Origin of the sequence: Enterococcus sp. DIV0294, from assembly GCF_050558155.1 — a bacterium.
GTDB lineage: Bacteria > Bacillota > Bacilli > Lactobacillales > Enterococcaceae > Enterococcus > Enterococcus faecalis.
Genome location: NZ_CP187889.1, coordinates 311,823 through 335,012 on the forward strand (window position 1 = coordinate 311,823; position 23,190 = coordinate 335,012).

The following is a 23,190-nucleotide window of genomic DNA, read 5'->3' on the forward strand; positions in this document are numbered from 1 at the left end:
GATGTTTGAAATTACAGCGGAGCAAATAATGTTGAATCAATCGTATGCTAGTTGGGAGGAAGCACTTGCAGCTTCTGGTGAATTACTGCTAAAAAATCAGTTGGTCACGCCTGACTATGTCAAAGCAATGTATCAACGTCAACAAAAAGTCAGCGTGTATATCGGTAACTTCGTGGCATTGCCTCATGCGGAAGGACAAGATGAACAAGTTTTAAAAGAAGGGATTTGCTTTATTCAAGTGCCTGATGGGGTCAACTTTGGTACGGAAGCAGATCGAAAAATAGCTACTTTGTTATTTGTCGTTGCTCTAAAAAGTCAACGGCAACTAAGCATGCTTCAAGAATTAGCTTTTTTCTGTTCAGATCTCGAAAACATTCAGCGGCTCAGTGATTGTCGAACAATAGATGAAGCGCAAAAAATTCTGGCTCAAGCCTAAAGTTACGTCTGAAAAAATCAATTCAATTTGAAATGTTCAATAATTATTGAAATAATTTTATATTAAAAAATAAAATATTTTAATTTAAGAGATCAAACAAAAAAGATAAGAAGATTCCTTGACAAAAAATAGGCCCTATGATAAATTTAAGGTAACTTGTGACAAAGTCGTGCATGGATGCACTAAAAAGACACCCTATCAGTAGTAGGGTGTCTTTTTTTGCTGTTTAGACAGCAGCGGCTGGAAGCAACTTGTTTATTCCTCGTTCTGTTTTTCCAACCAAATGGTTACAAGTTTCAGGACAATCCCGACAAAAATCGGCACAAGAATTTTTGTGACAATGTCGTACATGTGATGCACCTCCTTTCGAGGCAAGTCGCCAATTTAAGTATAGCATAAAAAGTTGTTCATTTATTATTGAAATTATTAGAAATGGAATAAGCACGTGTTTTCTGGTTTTCGTAACTAGAGAACACGTGCTTTTTTCTTTCAACTTTTGGCACAATGGTTTGTGCCAAAGTACGACTTTTTCCAGATTCGGAAAGCGGATACAATTTAGTCAACAAGAAAAGTTACTTGAGAGAAGGGGAATAAAAATGGAACAAGTACCAGAAAAAAATAAAGTATCAATTAAAGCGAAAGTCCAAAGACTTGGCAGTACCTTATCTAGCATGGTGATGCCCAATATCGGGGCGTTGATTGCGTGGGGCGTTTTGACAGCGCTATTTATCCCAGATGGATATCTGCCAAATAAAGCTTTTGCCACGATGGTTGGCCCAATGTTGACCTATTTAATTCCATTATTAATTGGCTACACTGGTGGGAAAGTAATTGCAGGTGATCGCGGTGCCGTAGTTGGCGCAATTGCGACAATGGGCGTGATTGTGGGAACCGATATTCCGATGATGCTAGGTGCCATGATTATGGGTCCACTTGGTGGCTTTACAATTAAGAAATTTGATCAGTATTTCCAACATCGGATTAAAGCTGGTTTTGAAATGTTAGTAAACAATTTTTCAGCTGGATTGATTGGTTTTGCGTTAGCTTTACTTGGTTTTTCAGCGATTGGCCCAATTGTCGATGCGCTGACTGCTGCAATGGCACGTGGTGTGGAAATCATTTTAAATGCTCATTTGATTCCATTAACGAGTATTTTTATTGAACCGGCAAAAGTGCTCTTTTTAAACAATGCGATTAATCATGGCATTTTAACACCCCTAGGGACAGAACAAGTCTTATCGGCTGGTAAATCAATTCTTTTCCTATTAGAAGCAAACCCTGGTCCTGGGTTAGGTGTCTTATTAGCATTTATGTTTTTTGGAAAAGGTGCGGCAAAATCTTCTGCGCCGGGAGCAATAATTATTCATTTCCTTGGTGGTATCCACGAAATTTACTTCCCATATGTAATGATGAAACCGTTATTATTCTTATCGGTTATTGCAGGTGGTGCGACAGGTAGTTTGGTTTTCCAAACGTTAGATGCTGGTTTACGTGCGCCCGCTTCACCAGGCTCCATTATAGCTATTTTAGCGATGACACCAATGGGTTCTTACTTACCAGTTATTTTAGGTGTTTTGGCAGCAACTGCTGTTTCCTTTGCAGTATCCGCAGTCATTTTAAAAGCAGATGCGAAAGAAGAAAGTGATGAATTTGCCCAAAAAGTGAAAGAAACCCAAGCTGCTAAAGCAGCATCAAAAGGATTAACTGTCGCAAATGGTAGTGCTTCATTATCAGGAATTCAACAAATTATTTTTGCTTGTGATGCTGGGATGGGCTCTAGTGCAATGGGGGCGTCTATCTTACGGAAAAAGGTCCAAGAGGCTGGTTTAGTACAAACTGTGACGAATCGGGCTATTAATAATTTGACCGATGAGGGAAATACATTGATTGTCACACAAGCGGAATTGCAAGAACGGGCCAAACAGAAAGCACCTAATGCAACCTTTGTAGCAGTTGAAAATTTCTTGAACTCACCACGTTATGATGAAATTGTGGCTGAACTATCAGGTACCAAAGAAAAAAACGACGCACAACCAACAGTCTCCAAAGCAACACCTGCTTCTGAAATTGAGGGAGATTTAGCAAATGTCAATGAGATTCTTTTGGTTCACGATGATCGTGTCGGGTCAGCAACGATGGGAATGAAAGTCTTAGAAGAAATTTTAGATAAAGAGAAAATTTCAATGCCGATTCGAAAAATTAATATTAATGAATTAACTCAACAAACACAGGCTTTAATTGTCACAAAAGCTGAACTAACGGAACAAGCCCGTAAAAAAGCACCGAAAGCGACACACTTATCAGTAAAAAGTATGGTTAATCCCCAAAAATATGAAACAGTGGTTTCGCTCTTAAAAGAAAGTGCCTAGAGAGGAAGAAAACAATGGAAAATCTTACGAATATTTCAATTGAATTAAATCAACAGTTTAATACAAAAGAAGAAGCTATTCGCTTTTGCGGCGAAAAACTAGTCGAGGCAGGCTGTGTTGAGCCCGCTTATATCGAAGCAATGATTGAAAGAGACCAATTGCTATCTGTTTATATGGGGAATTTTATTGCCATTCCTCATGGAACAGAAGAAGCCAAAAAATTAGTGAAAAAATCAGGAATCTGTGTAGTGCAAGTCCCAGAGGGCGTTAATTTTGGCACCGAAGAAGATGAAAAAATTGCTACCGTATTATTTGGGATTGCCGGAGTCGGTGAAGAACATTTGCAATTAGTCCAACAAATTGCACTTTATTGTAGTGATATGGATAACGTAGTGCAACTTGCCGATGCATTAAGTAAAGAAGAAATAACAGAAAATTTAGCCATTGCTTAAAGGAGAGAATAAGAATGAACGCAGTACATTTTGGAGCAGGAAATATTGGACGCGGCTTTATCGGCGAAATTTTAGCTAAAAACGGGTTTCATATTACGTTTGTGGATGTTAATGAAACCATCATTCAAGCGTTAAAAGAACGTAAAAGTTATACAATTGAATTGGCCGATGCCTCACATCAACAAATTAACGTTGAAAATGTGACCGGGTTAAATAACATGACAGAACCAGAAAAAGTAGTAGAAGCAATTGCGGAAGCCGATTTAGTCACGACGGCGATTGGTCCCAATATTTTACCAAGAATTGCTGAATTAATTGCTCAAGGAATTGATGCACGTGCCGAAGCAAATTGTCAAAAGCCGCTGGATATTATCGCTTGTGAAAATATGATTGGTGGTTCAACCTTTTTAGCAGAAGAAGTGGCCAAATATTTGAAAAATCCAGCTTATGCTGAACAATGGATTGGTTTTCCTGATGCGGCAGTTGATCGGATTGTTCCATTACAAAAACATGCAGACCCACTTTTTGTTCAAGTTGAGCCTTTTTGTGAATGGGTCATTGATGATACCAACCGAAAAGCCAAAGAGATTCAGTTAGAAGGCGTTCATTACGTTGCTGATTTAGAGCCGTATATTGAACGAAAATTATTTAGTGTAAACACTGGCCATGCTACAGTTGCCTATACAGGGGCGTTGTTAGGCTATCAAACCATTGACGAAGCGATGCAGGACGCCTTAGTGGTAGCACAACTCAAATCAGTTTTGCAGGAAACCGGTAAACTTTTAGTGGCTAAATGGAATTTTGATGAACAAGAACATGCAGCCTATATTGAAAAAATTATTCAACGTTTCCAAAATAAATATATTTCAGATGCTATTACACGTGTAGCACGGACACCAATCAGAAAATTAGGTGCGCAAGAACGGTTTATTCGACCAATCCGTGAATTACAGGAACGCAATCTAGTGTCGCCGCATTTATTAGCAATGATTGGTATTGTCTTTAATTATCATGATCCAGAAGATGAACAAAGCCGTCAATTACAGGAAATGCTTGACCAAGAAAGCGTTGATACAGTGATCGCTGAAGTAACGGGCATTGAAGATCCAGAAACGGTTAAAAATATTAAACAAAACGTAGAACGCTATGCGCGACCACAAGTAGCATAATAACAAAATCCTTCTATCAAGATACTTCACATTTCTTAATTAAAGAAAAAACAACCGCTCACTGAGCCGACCCCCAAAAGTTAGACCTAGAAATCTAACTTTTGGAGGTTTTTTTGTATGGCAAAATACAGTTTTGAATTTAAACTTAAACTTGTTCATGACTACTTATCTGGTCAAGGAGGTCTAAGGTTTCTCGCAAAGAAGTATGGGCTTAAAGATAGTTCTCAAATAAGCAAATGGATAAATGCCTATAAAGAACTTGGTGAAGAAGGCCTACTTCGCAGTCGAAAAAATAAGAATTACTCTGTTCAATTTAAGCTAGATGCGATAGAGTTATATTTAACAACAGAGTTGTCCTATCAAGAAGCAGTTAATCTTCTAAAAATGAACAATCCATCATTGATTGCGAATTGGCTTAGAACGTATCAGAAGTTTGGTATAGAGGGACTCTCTAAACAGAAAGGACGTCCACCTACCATGTCTAAAAAGAAACGAAATGAACCCCAACCACTACCAAGTGAACGATCTCAAGTAGAGAAACTAGAAAAAAAAAATAGAATGTTAAAAATTGAGAATGCCTATTTAAAAGAATTGAGGAGACTGCGTTTAGAGGACGAACAAAAAATGAACGAATCGCACGAATCATTCACAGTCTCCGAAGACACTTTCGATTAAAAGATATTTTGGAAACCCTAAGGTTTCCAAAATCTACTTACATGTACTGGCAAAAACGCCTCGACAGAACAGCTTCAACACAAATCATCGAAGAAGAAATTCAAGCGATTCGTAAAAAACATCAACATTATGGCTATAGAAGGATGACCCAAGAATTGAAACGACGTGGATTTCAAGTGAATAAAAAGAAAGTCCAGCGATTAATACAAAAGTTAAAGTTACAAGTCAAAGCTTTTACTAAGAAATCCAGAAAATATAATTCCTATAAAGGAACCGTTGGTAAAATCGCTAAAAATTTGATTCGTCGCCGATTTAAAACCTCTGTTCCTCATCAAAAAATTACAACTGATACAACTGAATTTAAGTACTTTGAAGCAGATAACGCAGGCATCTTTCGTCAGAAAAAACTATACTTAGATCCATTTATGGATATGTATAATAGTGAAATTCTAAGCTATAGCCTTTCTACTCAACCAAATGGTAAAACAGTTATGGAAGGTCTGAAAGAAGCAATTTCTCAAACAAATGATTGTCCCTATCGGCGCACCTTTCACTCTGATCAAGGCTGGGCTTATCAAATGAATGTCTATATACAAACATTAAAGGACAATAATATCTTTCAAAGTATGTCTCGAAAAGGAACCTGTTTAGATAATTCTCCTATGGAGAATTTCTTCAGTATCCTAAAACAAGAAGTGTACTATGGAAAAATCTATCAAAGTCAAAATGAATTGAGAGAAGCAATTGAGAACTACATTTATTATTACAATCATCACCGAATCAAAGAAAAACTTAACTGGAAAAGCCCAGTAGAATTTCGACAATTCAATCAAAAAAATGCATAAAAATAGAGTGGAAAAATCCACTCTATAAAAAGTCTAACTTTTTGGGGTCACTACACACTGATTAAAGTGAGGGGTTGTTTTTTACATATTGACTAAGTGGTTTTTGATAAAGCTCTCCTTTGAAGACACCTGTATTGAAGTATTCAGCTAATTGGTAACCAATGAATGGGCCAGTAGTGAGTCCTGATGAACCAAGTCCGCTAGCAACCACAAGGTGGGGCATTTCTGGCAAAGGGCTAAAAAACGGAGCGAAATCAGATGTATAAGCACGTGTACCGACACGGTAATGCATGGGTTGCTTAAAAAGCTGCTCTGCTTCTTTTAGAAATGGCGCAGTCCCAGAAGTTAGTTGTTGAAAAGCGCTAGCAGTCTCTTTTAAATCCCAGGCTTGTTCATTTTCGTGGGTGGCACCTAATAAAATTTTTCCTTGATTAAAAGGAATTAAATCGGCTTCGCCATCTAACATAGCAACAGGCCATTGCTGACTGTTTGTAAAAGGGGTCTCGAAAACTAATAATTGTCCTTTTTGGGGACGAATGTCCACAGATAAATTTAAAGTAGCGAGTAATTCCTTTAAATGAGGACCAGGTGTTAAAGCGAGAAAATCAACGCTCTTTTTTTCTGAATTTGTGACAATTTCCCACCCTTGATTCAGTTGTCGAAAGTGCGCCCGTTGTGAGCAAAAAGTGACCCCTTTAGCTTCGGCGCGTTTCTGAAGATGGTTTAGATAAGCTGGTCCATCTAGGCGACCGCCGCCAGAAATAAAAAGTGAGGGAGTTTCCTTAAGTAGCGGTAAGAACTTCGCTGTTTGAACCGCTGACAACATCGTGATTTCTCCAATTTCAGGTGCAGTTTGCTTACGCTCTTCTGCCAAATGGGCTAAGTCTGCCAAAGCGGCTGCCGGGCGCAAAATGACTGTCCCTGATTGACGATAAATATCCTCCGTCAGCTGAAAATCTTTGACTAGCTTTGGAAATAGGGCAGCGCCCTCTCGCGCTAATTGGTACCATTTCTTATTCCGACGTTTGGATAGCCAAGGGGAAATAATCCCGGCGCTCGCTTTAGTCGCTTGGCCGAGCCCTTCATCATAAACGGTAATGTCAAATTTTTGTGGATCTAAATAATTAGCTAACGTCATTCCGATAATGCCGCCGCCAATAATGGCAATTTTTTTCATGCTTCTTCTCTCCTTCGAACAGTTGTATTGTAACACAAAAAAACCGCCTCTAGACAGAGACGATTGGGAGATAACTTGTTAACGGGTCCTTCTGTGTGTGTAAATAGAATTGCCGCCTTCTAAAACGTGAACAATTTCTTGTGCCATTTCTGCCACAGGCACAGGATCATAGCCAATAAATAAGTTCTTTAAAAAGGGGATTTTCTTAAAAAAATAAATACATTTACTAAAAAGTATGGTGCCGGTACGTTCTTGACCTACAAGTAAACTAGGATAAAAAATCACTGCTTCGGCGACTTCTTGGTGGATTAGTTCCTCCGCTGCCAATTTGGCCTCCATATATTTTCTCAAAGGGAAAGGAACAGTATTGGCTGAAATAAATAAAAACTTAGCTGGCTTTTTTTGTTGTGCTAAAAAAGAGCTGATTTTTTTCACTGGCGTCAGAATTAGCCGTTGATAGGTTTTCTTTTTTCGTGGATTTTCAAATAAAATACCTACTGTATCAATGACCCAGTCAGCACGCTGGACTTGTTCTTGCCAATTCGTGTCACGAGTAACATCGGAGCATACCCACTGCACTTGGTGGCTCCAAGATGCGGAGAGCGTGGCAGGCTTTCCATGACGTGAAACACTGATGACTTGATGTTGGCGTTGGACTAAAATTTTCGCGATTTGTTGACCTAAAAAACCGCTACCGCCAAAAATAATGACTTTCATGGCAAGCCCTCACTTTCAATTGTTTCTTCTAGTGTACCTTAAATAAAAAAAGAAGCAAAAAATCTCGATTGCGCATAGTTTAGTTATAAATAACATAAAAATAACCTTTTTAGATTGTTGAAACACAAAGACCCAACAATGGTTATTTATTGTCGTGAAATAAATAAAAAAATGAACAAAAATGAAATAAATCAGACTAAAGGCCTAGAGAAAGGCCCTTGTTTCTTGAATTCAAGCATGGTTAAATAGTTATAAGTGAATGACCGAGCAATTTAGTTTGTTGGGGAAAATAGACAGAATGAGGAGATGAAACGAAGAAAATGAAGAAGAAAACGATAATTATATTGGGGGCAGTTGCGGTAATTGCGGTTGGGGGCATCGTAACTGTGAATGCGTTAAATAAAAATGCACAACAAATAGCTGTCAAGCAATCGCCTAAAGATGACTGGGGAATTGACTATTTTGACGTTCCCGACTTGCAACAAATTTATATTAACGGTGTCATCCAACCGGAACAAATGGAAGCCTTTGCGCGTGATCAAAAAATAACAAAGGATCCAGAGATTAAGGTGAAAAACGGCGATGTCGTAGATGCAGGCACAGAATTATTTACTTATGAAGATGAGGCGGTCACAAAAGAAATTGAGGCACAACAAAATAGCTTAGCCAAATTAGAAACGAAGCGGGCGAATATCTATAATAAGTGGAATCGGGCCATTGATAAATTTAATAAAACTAAAGAAGAAGACCGCACGATGTCTGGTGATGATTTAAATGAACAATATCAAACAGAAGTCGATGCGGTAGATGAAGAGATTACCTTCACCAATGAAACCTTAGCGGATTTAGGAGCGAAGCAATATATTTCCACAAAGGCTAATTTCAAAGGCCGCGTATCAATTCCAGAAGTAAAAGATGCCAATTCACCGATTTTACGGTTAACTTCAGAAGATCTTTATTTAGCTGGGAAAGTGAATGAAAAGGACTTGACTAAAATTAGTGTTGGGCAAAAAGCTAAACTAACTTCTGTTTCCAACAATGTGGTTGTGGATGGCTCAATTTCTTATATCGATGATAATCCTCCTGAAGGCAACAGCGATGCCGCGAGTGGCAATCCAGAGGGCGGCACGACGATGTCTAGTTATAGCGTCAAAATTGCGTTGGCCAATTTAGACAAAGTCAAAAATGGTTACCATATGCAAGCAACCATTGATTTAGGCGATTTAGGGGCGATTGAGTTACCGAAAAAAGCGATTCAAAAAGAGGGTGAACAGGCCTACGTTTTAGTGAATGATTTTGGAACCATCATTCGTCGTGATGTCCAAGTCGGGCAAGAAAATGGCGACAAAATAGCGATTGAATCTGGCTTAGAATCAGCCGACCGAGTGGTTATTTCTTCAAAAAAACCAGTAAAAGTCGGTGATATTGTTGAATCAGATGCAGCGATTGCTTCTGATGAATCAGCAACCAACGAATCAATGACAGATGCGTCGAAATAGGAGTGCTTGATGGTGGAAGCAAACAATACAAATCAACCCCTCATTGAATTGCGGGACATTAACAAGTTCTATCCAGTAGGTAAGGAAAAACTACATGTTTTAAAAGAATTGAACTTGACCATCCATCAAGGAGAGTTCATTTTAATCATGGGGAAGTCCGGTAGCGGTAAGACAACGCTGATGAACATTATTGGTTTCTTGGATCGCTTAACAGACGGAAGTTATCATTTCTCAGGAACAGATGTTTCAAAATTGTCTGAAAATAAAAAATCAGCCTTTCGCAATGAATATCTAGGGTTTATTTTTCAACAATTTTTCTTGATTAATTCTTTAAATGTTAGTCAAAATGTTCAATTGCCCTGTGTTTATGAAGGGAAAAAAAGCCGCGCTGAGAAAAAAGCGATTGCTGAAAAATACCTAAAAATTGTCGGGTTGGAAACAAAAGCCAAATCAAAAGTTACTGAACTTTCTGGAGGACAGCAACAAAGAGTAGCCATTGCTCGTTCCTTGGTGAATGATCCATTATTGATTATGGCTGATGAACCGACTGGGGCATTGGATAGTGAAACGGGTACAGAAATTATGGAATTATTGAAAGAATTGAATGAACAGGGCAAAACAATTGTCATGGTGACACATGATGAAGATATGAAAAAATATGCCTCACGAGTGATTCATATGAAAGATGGTCGCTTTTTGGAAGAAGAGGTGATTAGATGATTGCTAATTTATTTGTTAGTACTTTTTTAAGCTTAAAGGCGCATAAGTTGCGGGTATTTTTAACGATGGTCGGGATTATTATTGGGATTACATCAGTCGTAACGATTTCTGCGCTAGGTGAAGGGATGAAGCGTCAAGTTGTGAAGGCATCCAGTGCAGTGAACGCGGATGTTTTGAAGATTCATTATACAATGTCGGATGGTAGCAGTGACAATTTTATGTCCTATGAAGAGCCAGATTATACGTTTAGCCGAGTGGACTTGAAAAAATTACAAGACATTCAAGGAATTGAAAGTATTTATCCTCAATATGGTGAATCAATGATGGGGGGCGGAGACAATTTGTTTGTACCAATGGATTATTTTGGGGCGCAAGCGAATTTATCCATTACGTCGACTAAAGGGCAGAATGATATTTTATATGGTCGTGATTTTCAACCGAGCGATGCAAATACAGATGCGATTGTCTTAAATCATGATATCTTTGAAGCGCAAATTCGGCTTGATGATCCTAGCCAACTCATTGGAAAAGCTGTTTCAATTGGTGGTTATATGTACAAGGTGATTGGTATTTTAGCACCAAAAGATTTAGATAGTTTGGGTATGAATGATGATTGGGCAACTGCTATGAGCAGTTTTGTTTCTCGAGAATCATACAATAAATTAGCAAAAACAAAAGCAATTAGTGGCATCAATATTAAGGTTCGTGAGGGAGCGGACCGTGAAGCAATTTTGGGACAGGCAATCACTATTTTAAGTGAAAATCATCCTGAAGTGAAAGGGACGTTTAAAGAAAACGACCAAGACCAACAACTCCAACAACAAATGGAAGAAATGGTCACGGGTATGACAATGTTTCTGATGGCAATTACTGCAATCTCCCTATTAGTCGGGGGAATTGGCGTCATGAACATCATGTATGTGTCTGTCACGGAACGGAAACGAGAAATCGGGATTCGTCGGGCCATTGGTGCTAAACCACGAGTCATTTTATTCCAATTTTTAATGGAAGCAGCGTTTATCACATTGATTGGTGGTTTGATTGGTGTCGGCTGCGGCTACTTATTGGCAACTGTGGTCGGTGGGTATATTTCGATTACGCCAATTATTACGCCGTCCATCTTTGCTATTTCAACATTGTTTTCGGTCTTCACAGGTATCTTTTTCGGGATTATTCCAGCAATTGGTGCCTCGAGGATGGATCCGATTAAAGCGATTTATAATTAAAAAGAAGAGCTTGGTAGTCACATCTTGTTTGATGATCCTATCAAGCTCGCTTTTTTATTTCATGTCACTAAGAATTTTCTGAATCAATTCTTGTTGAAACTCTTTGGTATATTGTTCGGTGAGTTTCGCTTGTTCTTCTTGGGACATTGATGGATTCGCCATCATAGCAGCCATCATTTTTTTGCCAACTGTTTCAGTCCCTTCTTTTTTGATATCAGCGGCATGTTGTTCCATATATTCGCCTAATTTTTTGGCTTGATCAGCACTTAAAACTAGCCAGTCACTAGCAACGTTGAAGGTGTTTTCTTGTTTTGCAAATTGGTTATCGTTGTCAGCAAGGCCAAATAGTGTTTTGGCCCAAGACTCTTGATAGGACCATTTCGTCGTTTTTTGGACTAATGTGGCTTTTTGAGCATCTTTTTGAACTGTGTTTGTGACGTTTTCCGTTCCTGTTTTTTGTAGTTTCTTTTTATCTGGTGTGTTATATAAATAAACTTTTTCGGAACCATCGCCCAACGGCTGGTACAATAACATGTTGGGGCCATCTTTGCTTGAACTACTGCTTTTTAGTTCAAACGTTTTGTCCTGAGTAACTTCGGTCATACCAAAATGATCTTTATCGTTTAAAACGATAAGACTTAACGAAGCTAAGAAGCCTAAACCAAAAATAACCATACAGAATTTATGCCAGACTTTTCGGCCAAATACATTCGTATAGGCAAAGCCTAACACGCAAAGGATTAAAAGAAAAATAATCATTATTTCATTGCACCTACTTCCTTAACCGGCATCGCTTCTTTTTTATTTAAGAAGAAAGTAATCGCCAAGCCGAGAACGCCAAAAATTGTTGCCACGAAGAAGGCTGCGTGATAGCCGTTTAATGTTGCGTTTGTTGCTTGATCGCGATAAGCGAGTGGGGCTGTTTTTAATAAGTCTGATGCAGGTAAGCCGTCTTTGGTAACATTTGTTAAAACACTAATCAAAACAGCTGTTCCAATTGAGCTAGCTACTTGTCGGAAGGTGTTGTTTACAGCAGTTCCGTGACTTAATAAATTCATTGGTAAAGCATTCATGCCAGAAGTTGTCACAGGCATCATGACCATCGAAATACCAAACATCCGAATCGCATAGAGGACAATGATATAAATAATAGGTGTTGCTTTTGTTAAGAAAGCAAACGGTAACGTTGCAGCTGTTAAAATAAACATCCCAGTAATCGCAAGACGACGGGCACCAATTTTATCAAAAATGCGACCAGTTACTGGCATCATAAGTCCCATGACTAACGCTCCTGGTAAAAGCATTAACCCTGAATGGAAGGCAGATTCGCCACGAATATTTTGGATATACAAAGGTAAAACCATTTCGGCACCAATCATTGCCATGTTGGTTACGCCAGATAAAATGGCTGCAACAGTAAAGACTTTTGATTTAAAAACGCGTAGTTCTAAGAAAGGTTGTTCTAAATGCAATTGTCGATATGTAAAAAGACATAAAACAATCGCACCAACAATTAAGAATCCATAGACTTGCGGGCTACCCCAACCTTTATCACCAACGCTTGAGAAGCCGTAAAGTAAGCTACCAAAGCCGATAGTAGAAAGAATGACCGATAAGACATCGATACTTGGATTAGATAATTGGATGACATTTTTCATTAAGAATGAAGCCAAAATTAGGACTAAAACAACAATTGGAATGACCATCCCAAAAAGGTCACGCCATGTATAAGAATCAATAATCCAACCAGATAATGTTGGACCTAAAGCGGGTGCTAATCCGATAACAATTCCCGTTGTGCCCATGGCAGCGCCACGTTTTTCAGGCGGGAAAATTGAAAGCATAATTGTTTGTAAAAGAGGCATAGATACGCCGACCCCTGCGGCTTGAACAAGACGTCCAGTCAATAACATGCCGAAGTCTTGAGCTACAAAACAGATGATGGTTCCGATTAAGAACGTTGACATCGCTGTTATGTATAATTTTTTTGAACTGAATTTGTTAATCAACCAAGCACTGATTGGAATCATAATGCCGTTCACAAGTAGGAATCCAGTGGTTAGCCACTGTACACTTGAAGCTGAGATATCAAATTCTTTCATTAATGTAGGTAAGGCCGTCGTTAAAAGTGTTTGGTTTAAAATCGTACAAAATGTTCCGATTAGTAAAACGCCGACTAGTAACGACCGGTTATAAGGTTTTCCGTGAATATCCACAGGTTGTTGTGAAGTCACATATATCGCTCCTTTTTCTGTAAGTTTCAAATTAAATTGCATTAACTACTTTACAACTAATTAGAATCTTTGTCAACTTACTTGACAAAGGTGTAAAAAAAACTACAATTAAGGAAAGGATAAGGGAAAGGAAGTTAAACTAATGTGGTCAAAAATGATTCAGCGTTTGTTAAATGAAGAAAATTTGTTGATAGGAATTAGTGAACTAAGTGAAATTGCTGAAGTTTCGCCACGTCAACTTCGTTATTGGGAAGAAAAAGGGTATATTTCATCCATTGCGAAAGACGCAAACGGTCCACGGAAATATCGCTTACATACAGTTGTCAAAGTGCATTGGATCAAGCGTTTTTTAGATGAAGGATATACGTTACAAAGTGCGGTGGAAAAAGCAGAAGAGCAGCATCGTAATGTGGGGATGACGAAAAAAATCTTTAGTCAAATGTTTCATGGTATCTCAGAAGTTTGTCCCAATTACGTAGCGATTGATTTGGGCGATTTCGATGAAGAACAAAAATTATATGTCGTATTTAATGAAACCACAGAAGTCAATGAGTATCTTTTAATTCCTAAGGATGCAGATGTTTCTGATGAGTTAAAGAAAAGAAAATAAGAATGAAATAGGACTGGGAGAAAGACCTGAAGTGAAAGTAAAACGTTACTGAATGAATCTTCGAGTTCTTTTTTTCTTGCAATTTCTTTATTTTTCTATATAATTTCTTATATGGAAAAGGAGGGTTTCGATGAAAGAAACAAAACCTTACGGAACAGTCTTGTTAAAAGCGGCTAAAATCATGGACTGTCTAAGTTTACAACCCGATCAAACCTTACAGGAAATTGCAAAGAATACCGAAATGACGGCATCAACGGCAATCAAAATTTTAGAAACCTTAACATTAATTGGCTATGTTCAAAAAGACACGAACAAGACGTACCGCTTAGGAACAAAATTGATTCGCTATGCGAATCAAAGTGTGGAGCAAATCGATTTAGCTGAAATTGCGGTACCTTATTTAGAAAACCTTCAAAATACGGTCGATGAAACCATTCATTTAGGGATTTTAAATAATAATGAAATTCTGTATATCAATAAATTAGAACCGAAAAATCAAACGATTCGCATGTCCTCGAAAGTGGGAATTACTCGGCCGTTGTATAATTCGGCCATGGGTAAAGCCGTTTTAGCAGAATTTTCGGAAGAACAAGTGCAACAATATTTAGACACGCAGACATTAATTCCCTATACCGAAAATACGATTACCAATCCCTTGCGTTTGAAAAAAGAATTAAAACAAGTGCAACAAACGGGGGTTGCTTACGATGATGAAGAAATTGAACAAGATATTTTCTGTAGCGGAGTATCTTTAATGAAAGATGGCGAAATTGCGGGTGCTTTTAGTGTAAGCATGCCGAAATATCGTTTGACAGAGGAAAATAAAACGACGATTAATCAAGCCCTTTTAGCAACAAAAGCAGCGATTGAAGCGAAATTATAGTAGAAAAAGAAAGGCAAACAAAAGTCGATTGGGATTTTTGTTTGTCTTTCTTTTTTTATTTTTGTAAAAACGTTTGCATTTTCTTTTTTTATCTGTATAATGAAGTTGTGAATTTCTTTATAATAAATATATATTTCTAAATAAGAAATGAGGGAGTCTGTTGAAGCGAGTATCAATTTTACAAAAATTAGAAAATGCTGGCGTAATTGCTGTGGTTCGCGGAAAGACAAAAGAGGAAGCGCTAAAAGCTAGTCAAGCCATTGTAGCAGGCGGTATGCGGGGGATTGAGTTAACCTTTACTGTTCCTCAAGCAACAGAAGTGATTCAGGAATTAGTTGCGTTATACCAAGAGAATCCTGACGTAGTCATTGGTGCGGGGACAGTTTTGGATGCTACGACTGCTCGTTTAGCTATTGTAGCAGGGGCTGAATATATTGTGAGTCCAAGCTTCGATGAAGAAACCGCTAAAATTTGCAATTTATATCAAGTTCCTTACTTGCCAGGCTGTATGACCATCACAGAAATGAAAGAAGCACTGAAAAGCGGAGCAGATATTATTAAACTATTTCCGGGAAGTGTTTATGGACCGAGTGTTATTTCGGCATTTAAAGCGCCATTGCCTCAGTTAAATATTATGCCAACGGGTGGTGTCAGTTTGGAAAATATGGCCGAGTGGTTTGCTGCAGGTGTGACGGCCGTCGGTGTTGGTGGCAATCTGTTAGCGCCAGCAGCAACTGGGGATTTTGAAAAAGTTCGTGAGGTTGCCCAAGCCTATATGGAAAAATTCCAAGCAATCAAAGGGGTGTAGGCACATGGGGAAAGTCGTAACATTGGGAGAAATCATGTTGCGTTTGTCAACGCCTGTCGGAATACGCGTAGAACAAACAGAAAATTTCGCTGTACATTACGGCGGTGGTGAAGCGAATGTAGCGATTTCGTTAGCGAACTATGGCCACCAAGTGACTTTTGCTAGTAAAGTGCCCGATAATTCATTAGGAGAAGCCGCCAAAAAGCATTTAAGTCGTTATGGGGTTTCAACGGAATTTGTACGAACTGGCGGAACACGTCTAGGAACGTATTACTTGGAAACTGGTACAGGAGAACGAGCAGCCAGTGTTGTCTATGATCGCGCCTATTCAAGCTTTGCTCAAATCGAAGAAATGGAATGGGACTTACATGAGCTGTTTTCAGGAGTAGAGATCTTTCATATTTCAGGGATTACAGCGGCGTTATCAAAAAATTGGCAAAGTATGACGGTTGCGCTAGTTAAAGCAGCGAAGCAAGCAGGGTGCCAAGTAAGTTTTGACATTAATTATCGAGGGAAACTTTGGTCCCAGAAAGAAGCGAGCGTGGCATTGAAGGCCATTCTTCCATTTGTTGATATTTGTTCAGCTGGGGTATTAGATGCTCGTTATTTATTGGAGATTCCAGAACCCGAGGAAGAACTTGAAGACGCATTAACGTGGTACTACCGAAAAATGCAAGAACGTTATCCCAACATTCAAGTATTTTATTCAACCAAACGTCAAGTACACTCAGCGACAGATAATGAATTAATCGGAACGCTATGGTACAAAGGTGCGTATTATATGTCCAAATGTCATCGATTACAACCGATTGTTGACCGTGTCGGTGCCGGTGATGCGTTTGCTGGTGGGGTTTTACATGGCATATTAGCTGCCTATGATCCACAAACCTGCATTGATTTTGCGACAGCGGCTAGTGCGTTAAAACATACTGTCCATGGTGATTGTAATCAATTTAGTCAAAAAGAAGTCCTTGCTTTTTTGGCAACGAGCTCAGGAAAAATAAATAGATAGGAGATTTTAGTTATGCAAAATATGGAAACACGTTATACACATAGTCCGGCGGATATCCGTCACTATTCAACAGAACAATTGAGAGATGAATTTTTAGTAGAGAAAGTTTTTATTCCAGGTGCAATCAGCTTAACCTACACACATAATGATCGGATGATTTTTGGTGGTGTGACACCGACCACAGAAGAATTAGAAATTATTTTGGACAAGGAATTAGGAGTTGATTATTTCTTAGAACGTCGTGAACTAGGAGTTATTAATATTGGGGGACCAGGCTTTATTGAAATTGATGGCGCCAAAGAAACAATGAAAAAACAAGATGGCTATTATATTGGGAAAGAAACAAAACATGTTCGTTTTTCTTCAGAAAACCCTGATAATCCAGCGAAATTTTACATTAGTTGTGTGCCAGCACATCATAAATATCCCAACGTAAAAATTAGTATTGATGAAATTACCCCAATGGAAACGGGTGATCCATTAACATTGAACCAACGTAAAATTTACCAATACATTCATCCGAACGTTTGTGAAAGTTGCCAGTTACAAATGGGCTACACCATTTTAGAACCAGGTAGCGCTTGGAATACAATGCCTTGTCATACACATGAACGTCGTATGGAAGCGTATGTTTATTTTGATATGGAAGAAGATACGCGGATTTTCCACATGATGGGTAAACCAGACGAAACGAAACATTTAGTAATGAGTAATGAACAAGCAGCCATTTCACCAAGCTGGTCAATTCATTCTGGGGTTGGTACAAGTAATTATTCCTTTATTTGGGCCATGTGCGGAGAAAATATTACGTACACAGACATGGATATGGTTGCAATGGATCAATTAAAATAAACTAAAGAAAGAGGAGAAAACATGGAATTTAAAATGAATGATTTTCAATTAGATGGAAAAGTAGCGTTAATTACAGGTGCTGTTTATGGGATTGGCTTTGAGATTGCGAAATCCCTAGCTGAAGCAGGAGCAACAATTGTTTTTAATAACTTATCTCCTGAATCAGTTGAACAAGGCTTGGAAAATTATCGGGCTGCAGGGATTGAAGCACGTGGTTATGTGTGTGATGTCACTGATGAAGAGCAAGTTCAAGCGATGGTTGCTCAGATTAAAGAAGAAGTCGGCTCTATTGATATTTTAGTCAATAATGCGGGAATTATTAAACGAATTCCAATGGTGGAGATGTCAGCAGAAGAGTTCCGTCAAGTGATTGATGTTGACTTGAATGCGCCATTTATTATGGCAAAAGCGGTTATTCCAGATATGATTGAAAAGGGTCATGGCAAAATTATCAATATCTGTTCAATGATGAGTGAACTAGGTCGTGAAACAGTTAGTGCGTACGCGGCAGCAAAAGGCGGACTAAAAATGTTAACGAAAAATATTGCTTCTGAATATGGACAATATAATATTCAATGTAATGGGATTGGACCTGGCTACATTGAAACGCCACAGACGGCGCCATTAAGAGAACCAGGGCATCCATTTAACGAATTCATCTTGGGACGAACACCTGCTAATCGGTGGGGCACACCAGCAGACTTAGCTGGCCCAGCAGTTTTCTTAGCATCTAACGCTTCTGACTTTGTTAACGGACATATCTTATATGTCGATGGTGGAATTTTAGCTTATATTGGAAAACAACCATAAAAAATAAGTAAAAGGAGCGAGACTAGCAATCTCGCTCCTTTTACTTATGGCTAGCCTTCTACTAAAAACTCACATAAAAGAAAGAAGCAATCGCCACAGCAAATGAAATAATAGCAAACACTAAACTACTCCATAGTCCTAACAGAATAAATGGTGAGGTTCTTTTGCCGCCCTCTTTCTTTAAGTAGGAAAATGTCCGTCCAGTAACAATGAATTGCCAGATACTAATCAATAAAAAAATACCGCCAATTAAGTAACGCATGTCCTCGTCCTCCTTCTATTTAGTATACCACTTGATGAAAACGTTATCAAAACGCTGTATAAAAAAGTTGCCTTTCAAAAAAGAGAAAGGCAACTTTTTTGACGGTTTAACGGACGTCACCCATTAAGTTTTGGATTGGTTTTTTCACAATGAATAAGAGAATCCCAGCAACGACAGCTACAAGTCCGACAATCCCAAAATATGCTGACTCTGTTCCAGGTGTATAGAAACGAGCAATTTGAGCGTTAATGGCTTGTGAAGCGGCATCTGCTAATAACCAAATAGCAACGGTTTGAGCTTCGAAAGCTTTCGGTGCTAATTTTGTAGTAATCGATAAGCCAACGGGAGATAAACACATTTCTCCGACAATCATAATGAAGAAACTAAAGAATAACCAAAGTGGACTCACCCGTCCTTCGGTACCATAAAGTAGACCTGGCAACATTAATAAGACGAAGGAAAGACCAGCAAAGACTAGCCCTAGTGAAAACTTCACAACTGTTGATGGTTGACGTTTACCTAGTTTTGTCCATAATGTAACAAAAATAGGGGTCAAAATAACTACGAATACAGGATTTAATGATTGGAACCAGCTAGCGGCAATCGGGAAGCCAAACAAACTCGTTTGCGTCCGTTCATTTGCAAATAGAGCAAGAATAGACGAACCTTGTTCTTCCAATGACCAGAAAACAATTGCTGCTAAGAATAATGGCAAGTAAGCCAGAACTTTTGGTTTTTCTTCAGCAGTGACATCTTTAGACGTTAACATTTTGCTGAAATAATAAACAGGTAACAGGATTCCTAACACGCTGATGGTATTAATAAAGAAATCAATTGTTAAATGTCCTGTGACATAGGCGCCACCAAAAATAAGTAAAGCAACGACAATTGCCAACATAAATGCTTTAGCAAATTTCTTTTGCTCTTCTTTAGACATTGGATTAGTTGGGGCCTGACCAATCCCAGCAAGAGATTTACGTCCTTGGAAATAATATTGTAGTAGCCCGAAGAACATCCCTACTGCGGCAACGGAAAAGCCTAAATGATAATTATATTCTTGTCCTAAAGTTCCGACAACAAGGGGAGCGATTAAGGCTCCGATATTAATCCCCATGTAAAAAATGGAGAAGCCTGCATCTCTACGTAAGTCAGTTTTTGAATAAAGATGGCCAACCATCCCTGAAACGTTTGGTTTTAACATCCCAGTCCCAAATACAATTAACATAATAGAAACGAATAAGGCGGGGACACCAAATGGGGTAGCGAGAACAATATGTCCAGCAATGATTAACAAACCACCAATAAAAACAGTTTTCCTTGAACCTAAGACACGGTCAGAGACCCAACCGCCAATGATACTGGACATGAAAACCATTGATCCATAAATGGACATGATGGCTAAGGCAGTTGCTTTGGGGAGACCTAAACCGCCATTGGCTACGGTATCGTAAATGTAATACATTAGAATAGCACGCATGCCGTAGTAACTGAAACGTTCCCACATTTCTGTGAAGAACAGTGTTGCTAGTCCTTTCGGTTGTCCCAGAAAGGATTTGTCTAATTTCTCAAGTTGTTCTTTGTCACTCATAGATAAAACTCCAATTCTTATAATATTCAGAATATTTGATAATAAAATGACTTAAATGTAGATTCATATATTTTATTACTCATAGATTGGAAAATAGAAAGAGAAAAAACTGATTACGTTTTTAAATAACAAGCGTTCGAGTGATTATTTGTTTTTTATTCGTGAATTACAATAAAAATGAATATTTATTCTGCTGTATTTTCAATACTTTGTTTTCATAGTTGCTTTAGCTGTTCCTTTTTTGAATAAGATTAAAATGAATAAATAACAAACAAAATATAAGATTTTTTTGTTTAACTCTTTTTGTTTCAATAGGAAGTGCTTAGTGTTTTTTCAGAATCGAAAAATGAATACGATAAAAAATTTAACTATATAATAGAAGGAAAAATAAAAATAGTGAATGATAAAAAAATTCAAAGAAAACACCTGTTCTTTTTAGGCGTGAGTTTTTGAAAAAACATTCTCATGTCTAGTATCTTTAACATTTTGTTACTTTTTGACTGAAACGAATGTAAAAAAAACGACATTTAATGGCTAATCAAGGGCTGGAAAACGGTTTCTAAAAAATAAAATCCTGTTTTTTTAACTTTTTTTCGCAAAATATAAACAGGATAATATCAAGCTTCCAGCAGCTTTTTATTACAAAATGTAACAAAACCGACATTCTAGTAATAAATTGTCACGAGATATTCACCTACGGCCGGCCATTCGATGATAAAGTATGTGAAGTCGTTTCGATAAAGCGAAGCAGACGTGGTTGTTGCCGAGTGCTAAGAGCAACAATCAAATATTTTTAATTACAAAGGAGAAACATACATGAAATCAATCAAAACGATTTTACTTGGAACAACTTTGGCCGCAGGTTTAGGATTATTCTTAGGAACAGACGCAAACGCAGAAAGCTTATATACAGTTAAAGCAGGAGATACTTTATCAACAATTTCTCATCAATTTGCAGGAGACAATAGCTTAATTCAAAAAATTGCTTCTGATAACAAATTGCCAAACCTTGATTTAATTTTTGAAGGAGAACAATTAGTTATTCGTTCAGAAAAAGAAGTTGCTAATACTCCAGCACCAGCTGTAGAAGTTGCACCAGTTCAACAAGTAGTTGAACAACCTGTTGCACAACCAGTACAACAAGAAGTACAACAACCTGTTGCTCAAGAAGTAGCGCAACCAGCAGCACCTGCCGCAAGCAGTGATGCAAAAGAGTGGATCGCACAACGTGAATCTAGTGGTTCTTACGATGCAACAAACGGTCAGTATATCGGTCGTTACCAATTATCTGCCTCTTATTTAAATGGTGACTATTCACCTGCCAACCAAGAACGCGTGGCAGATCAGTACGTAGCAGGTCGCTATGGTTCATGGGATGCAGCTAAATCATTCTGGTTAGCAAATGGTTGGTACTAAAATTAAATAAACGAAGTAATCTAATTACTTATTAAAAACCATAAACAAAAAAACAGTAACCTGTAAAGATTACTGTTTTTTTTGTCGATTTGTTAAGGTACAACGCCCCACGCTCGTCAATTGGTGGTCTGCGTTATAAATTTTTGCTTCCCAAACTTGAAGGGTCTTTCCCGAGTGATTGGGTGTCGCAATCACGGTAAGGATACCATCAGGGACACTACGAAGATGATTTACTTGTAAGTCTATGCCGACAGCAAAAGTGTTTTCAGGAACGTTTTCGTTCGCACCTAAACTACAGGCAGTTTCAATTAAGACGCCGTTTAAGCCCCCGTGGACAAGGCCATAGGGTTGTTTATGCACGTCTTTTACCGTTAAAGTAAGCTGACATTTCTCAGCAGAAACGTGTTGAATCGTGATGCCTAAATACTCTAAAAGATGAATAGTAATCAGTCCTTTCTAATAAAAGAGAGAATAAAAGGTTTTTTATTTATTATACAGGAATGAAGAAAATTTGAAATAGCCATGTTTTTTCTTAAAATTCAAGCGACTTTTTCTCTAAAGTGCCGATTCTTGTGTATAATAGAAAAGATGAGATTAATGAAGGAGGTTTCCTAATGAGAAACTGGACAACAATTAAAGAATATGATGAAATTTTATTTGAACAAGCAGGCAAAGTAGCAAAAATTACTATCAACCGCCCGCATGTTCACAACGCATTCACACCAAAAACAGTCATGGAAATGATTGATGCATTCAACATTAGTCGTGATAAAGAAGATGTCGGGGTTATTATTTTAACAGGCGCAGGTGACCAAGCATTCTGTTCTGGTGGCGATCAAAAAGTTCGAGGTAATGGTGGTTACGTTGGCGAAGACAATATTCCACGTTTAAATGTGTTAGATTTACAACGGTTAATCCGTGTCATTCCCAAACCAGTCATCGCAATGGTGAAAGGCTGGTCCATTGGCGGCGGCAATGTTTTACAATTAGTTTGTGATTTAACAATTGCGGCTGAAAATGCTAAGTTTGGGCAAACAGGACCAAATGTCGGTAGCTTTGATGGTGGATACGGCTCAGGTTACTTGGCGCGCGTTATCGGCCATAAAAAAGCGAAAGAAGTTTGGTTTATGTGTAAACAATATTCTGCCCAAGAAGCTTTAGATATGGGCTGGATTAATACAGTTGTTCCATTGGATCAAGTAGAAGATGTGACAATGGAGTGGGCAGAAGAAATGTTAACCAAAAGCCCGATTGCTTTACGGATGATTAAAGCCTCTTTAAATGCCGATACAGATGGCTTGGCTGGTGTGCAACAATTAGCTGGTGATGCGACACTTCTTTACTATACAATGGCTGAAGCACAAGAAGGCCGAGATGCATTTAAAGAAAAACGGACACCAGATTTCGATCAATTCCCTAAATTCCCATAA

25 protein-coding genes are annotated in these 23,190 nt (G+C 38.3%); 17 read left to right on the forward strand and 8 right to left on the reverse strand.

Annotated features, from left to right (window positions below; genetic code table 11):
* The first annotated feature begins 1 nt into the window (after position 1).
* Complete coding sequence (locus IGJ20_RS01605; protein ID WP_002358391.1) at positions 2 to 436, forward strand: PTS sugar transporter subunit IIA; 435 nt, start codon at positions 2 to 4, stop codon at positions 434 to 436.
* A gap of 255 nt (positions 437 to 691) precedes the next feature.
* Here IGJ20_RS01605 and IGJ20_RS01610 read toward each other — a convergent pair whose 3' ends face one another.
* Positions 692 to 787 (reverse strand): type I toxin-antitoxin system Fst family toxin, encoded by a 96-nt coding sequence (locus IGJ20_RS01610; RefSeq protein WP_122975133.1) that lies wholly within the window; start codon positions 785 to 787, stop codon positions 692 to 694.
* A 245-nt stretch (positions 788 to 1,032) separates the two neighbouring features.
* On the opposite strand from IGJ20_RS01610, the gene IGJ20_RS01615 reads away from it, so the two are divergent.
* From IGJ20_RS01615 to IGJ20_RS01635, 5 genes are all read left to right on the forward strand, one after another.
* A complete protein-coding gene (locus IGJ20_RS01615; RefSeq protein WP_010821364.1) occupies positions 1,033 to 2,805 on the forward strand; it encodes a PTS mannitol-specific transporter subunit IIBC in 1,773 nt (590 codons plus the stop codon).
* A gap of 14 nt (positions 2,806 to 2,819) precedes the next feature.
* Entirely contained in the window at positions 2,820 to 3,257 is a 438-nt protein-coding gene (locus IGJ20_RS01620; RefSeq protein WP_002355279.1) for a PTS sugar transporter subunit IIA, read from the forward strand.
* 14 nt (positions 3,258 to 3,271) lie between these two features.
* The gene (locus tag IGJ20_RS01625) at positions 3,272 to 4,426 is read left to right on the forward strand and encodes a mannitol-1-phosphate 5-dehydrogenase (RefSeq protein WP_202522306.1); all 1,155 of its coding nucleotides are present in this window, start codon (positions 3,272 to 3,274) and stop codon (positions 4,424 to 4,426) included.
* A 117-nt stretch (positions 4,427 to 4,543) separates the two neighbouring features.
* Positions 4,544 to 5,101 carry a helix-turn-helix domain-containing protein gene (locus tag IGJ20_RS01630; RefSeq protein ID WP_430605247.1) on the forward strand — a complete coding sequence of 186 codons (558 nt, stop codon included), beginning with the start codon at positions 4,544 to 4,546 and terminating at the stop codon, positions 5,099 to 5,101.
* Entirely contained in the window at positions 5,071 to 5,946 is an 876-nt protein-coding gene (locus IGJ20_RS01635; protein ID WP_430605285.1) for an IS3 family transposase, read from the forward strand. Before IGJ20_RS01630 ends, IGJ20_RS01635 begins: the two co-directional genes overlap by 31 nt.
* Before the next feature lie 61 nt (positions 5,947 to 6,007).
* Here IGJ20_RS01635 and IGJ20_RS01640 read toward each other — a convergent pair whose 3' ends face one another.
* Positions 6,008 to 7,123 (reverse strand): NAD(P)/FAD-dependent oxidoreductase, encoded by a 1,116-nt coding sequence (locus IGJ20_RS01640; protein ID WP_202522308.1) that lies wholly within the window; start codon positions 7,121 to 7,123, stop codon positions 6,008 to 6,010.
* Positions 7,124 to 7,201: 78 nt separating this feature from the next.
* On the reverse strand, positions 7,202 to 7,840 hold the full coding sequence (locus tag IGJ20_RS01645) for an NAD(P)H-binding protein (RefSeq protein ID WP_010819173.1): 639 nt from the start codon (positions 7,838 to 7,840) through the stop codon (positions 7,202 to 7,204).
* Between the two features lie 320 nt (positions 7,841 to 8,160).
* Here IGJ20_RS01645 and IGJ20_RS01650 point away from each other — a divergent pair, with 320 nt between their 5' ends.
* The 3 genes from IGJ20_RS01650 to IGJ20_RS01660 are packed head-to-tail and all read left to right on the forward strand — an operon-like array spanning position 8,161 to position 11,285.
* Positions 8,161 to 9,339 (forward strand): efflux RND transporter periplasmic adaptor subunit, encoded by a 1,179-nt coding sequence (locus IGJ20_RS01650; protein WP_202522309.1) that lies wholly within the window; start codon positions 8,161 to 8,163, stop codon positions 9,337 to 9,339.
* 9 nt (positions 9,340 to 9,348) lie between these two features.
* Positions 9,349 to 10,059 carry an ABC transporter ATP-binding protein gene (locus tag IGJ20_RS01655; RefSeq protein ID WP_002383683.1) on the forward strand — a complete coding sequence of 237 codons (711 nt, stop codon included), beginning with the start codon at positions 9,349 to 9,351 and terminating at the stop codon, positions 10,057 to 10,059.
* Positions 10,056 to 11,285 (forward strand): ABC transporter permease, encoded by a 1,230-nt coding sequence (locus tag IGJ20_RS01660; protein WP_202522310.1) that lies wholly within the window; start codon positions 10,056 to 10,058, stop codon positions 11,283 to 11,285. Before IGJ20_RS01655 ends, IGJ20_RS01660 begins: the two co-directional genes overlap by 4 nt.
* Positions 11,286 to 11,339: 54 nt before the next feature.
* Here the strand turns inward: IGJ20_RS01660 and IGJ20_RS01665 are convergent, their stop codons facing one another.
* Together IGJ20_RS01665 and IGJ20_RS01670 are read right to left on the reverse strand one after the other, a co-directional pair.
* Entirely contained in the window at positions 11,340 to 12,044 is a 705-nt protein-coding gene (locus IGJ20_RS01665) for a DUF4811 domain-containing protein (protein ID WP_002361178.1), read from the reverse strand.
* On the reverse strand, positions 12,044 to 13,561 hold the full coding sequence (locus tag IGJ20_RS01670) for an MDR family MFS transporter (protein ID WP_016634022.1): 1,518 nt from the start codon (positions 13,559 to 13,561) through the stop codon (positions 12,044 to 12,046). Before IGJ20_RS01670 ends, IGJ20_RS01665 begins: the two co-directional genes overlap by 1 nt.
* Positions 13,562 to 13,661: 100 nt before the next feature.
* Between IGJ20_RS01670 and IGJ20_RS01675 the strand changes: the two genes are divergently transcribed.
* The 6 genes from IGJ20_RS01675 to IGJ20_RS01700 all read left to right on the forward strand — a co-directional run bounded on the left by IGJ20_RS01675 (position 13,662) and on the right by IGJ20_RS01700 (position 18,494).
* Positions 13,662 to 14,129, forward strand: coding sequence for a MerR family transcriptional regulator (locus IGJ20_RS01675; RefSeq protein ID WP_010819735.1), 468 nt, complete (start codon positions 13,662 to 13,664; stop codon positions 14,127 to 14,129).
* Between the two features lie 130 nt (positions 14,130 to 14,259).
* Positions 14,260 to 15,012, forward strand: a complete 753-nt coding sequence (locus tag IGJ20_RS01680) for an IclR family transcriptional regulator (protein WP_002355294.1) — start codon at positions 14,260 to 14,262, stop codon at positions 15,010 to 15,012.
* A gap of 160 nt (positions 15,013 to 15,172) precedes the next feature.
* The gene (locus tag IGJ20_RS01685) at positions 15,173 to 15,820 is read left to right on the forward strand and encodes a bifunctional 4-hydroxy-2-oxoglutarate aldolase/2-dehydro-3-deoxy-phosphogluconate aldolase (RefSeq protein ID WP_002367887.1); all 648 of its coding nucleotides are present in this window, start codon (positions 15,173 to 15,175) and stop codon (positions 15,818 to 15,820) included.
* A 4-nt stretch (positions 15,821 to 15,824) separates the two neighbouring features.
* Positions 15,825 to 16,832, forward strand: a complete 1,008-nt coding sequence (locus tag IGJ20_RS01690; RefSeq protein ID WP_202522311.1) for a sugar kinase — start codon at positions 15,825 to 15,827, stop codon at positions 16,830 to 16,832.
* 12 nt (positions 16,833 to 16,844) lie between these two features.
* The gene (gene kduI, locus IGJ20_RS01695; RefSeq protein WP_002355301.1) at positions 16,845 to 17,684 is read left to right on the forward strand and encodes a 5-dehydro-4-deoxy-D-glucuronate isomerase; all 840 of its coding nucleotides are present in this window, start codon (positions 16,845 to 16,847) and stop codon (positions 17,682 to 17,684) included.
* Between the two features lie 21 nt (positions 17,685 to 17,705).
* Positions 17,706 to 18,494, forward strand: a complete 789-nt coding sequence (locus IGJ20_RS01700; RefSeq protein WP_002355302.1) for a gluconate 5-dehydrogenase — start codon at positions 17,706 to 17,708, stop codon at positions 18,492 to 18,494.
* A gap of 61 nt (positions 18,495 to 18,555) precedes the next feature.
* Here IGJ20_RS01700 and IGJ20_RS01705 read toward each other — a convergent pair whose 3' ends face one another.
* Both IGJ20_RS01705 and IGJ20_RS01710 read right to left on the reverse strand, forming a co-directional pair.
* The gene (locus IGJ20_RS01705; RefSeq protein ID WP_002355314.1) at positions 18,556 to 18,756 is read right to left on the reverse strand and encodes a hypothetical protein; all 201 of its coding nucleotides are present in this window, start codon (positions 18,754 to 18,756) and stop codon (positions 18,556 to 18,558) included.
* A gap of 106 nt (positions 18,757 to 18,862) precedes the next feature.
* Positions 18,863 to 20,344, reverse strand: a complete 1,482-nt coding sequence (locus IGJ20_RS01710; protein WP_002355315.1) for a peptide MFS transporter — start codon at positions 20,342 to 20,344, stop codon at positions 18,863 to 18,865.
* Positions 20,345 to 21,160: 816 nt separating this feature from the next.
* Between IGJ20_RS01710 and IGJ20_RS01715 the strand changes: the two genes are divergently transcribed.
* Positions 21,161 to 21,760 (forward strand): LysM peptidoglycan-binding domain-containing protein, encoded by a 600-nt coding sequence (locus tag IGJ20_RS01715; protein WP_002355317.1) that lies wholly within the window; start codon positions 21,161 to 21,163, stop codon positions 21,758 to 21,760.
* 69 nt (positions 21,761 to 21,829) lie between these two features.
* Here the strand turns inward: IGJ20_RS01715 and IGJ20_RS01720 are convergent, their stop codons facing one another.
* Positions 21,830 to 22,210, reverse strand: coding sequence for a PaaI family thioesterase (locus tag IGJ20_RS01720; RefSeq protein ID WP_181036290.1), 381 nt, complete (start codon positions 22,208 to 22,210; stop codon positions 21,830 to 21,832).
* A 110-nt stretch (positions 22,211 to 22,320) separates the two neighbouring features.
* On the opposite strand from IGJ20_RS01720, the gene menB reads away from it, so the two are divergent.
* The gene (menB, locus tag IGJ20_RS01725) at positions 22,321 to 23,190 is read left to right on the forward strand and encodes a 1,4-dihydroxy-2-naphthoyl-CoA synthase (protein ID WP_002391106.1); all 870 of its coding nucleotides are present in this window, start codon (positions 22,321 to 22,323) and stop codon (positions 23,188 to 23,190) included.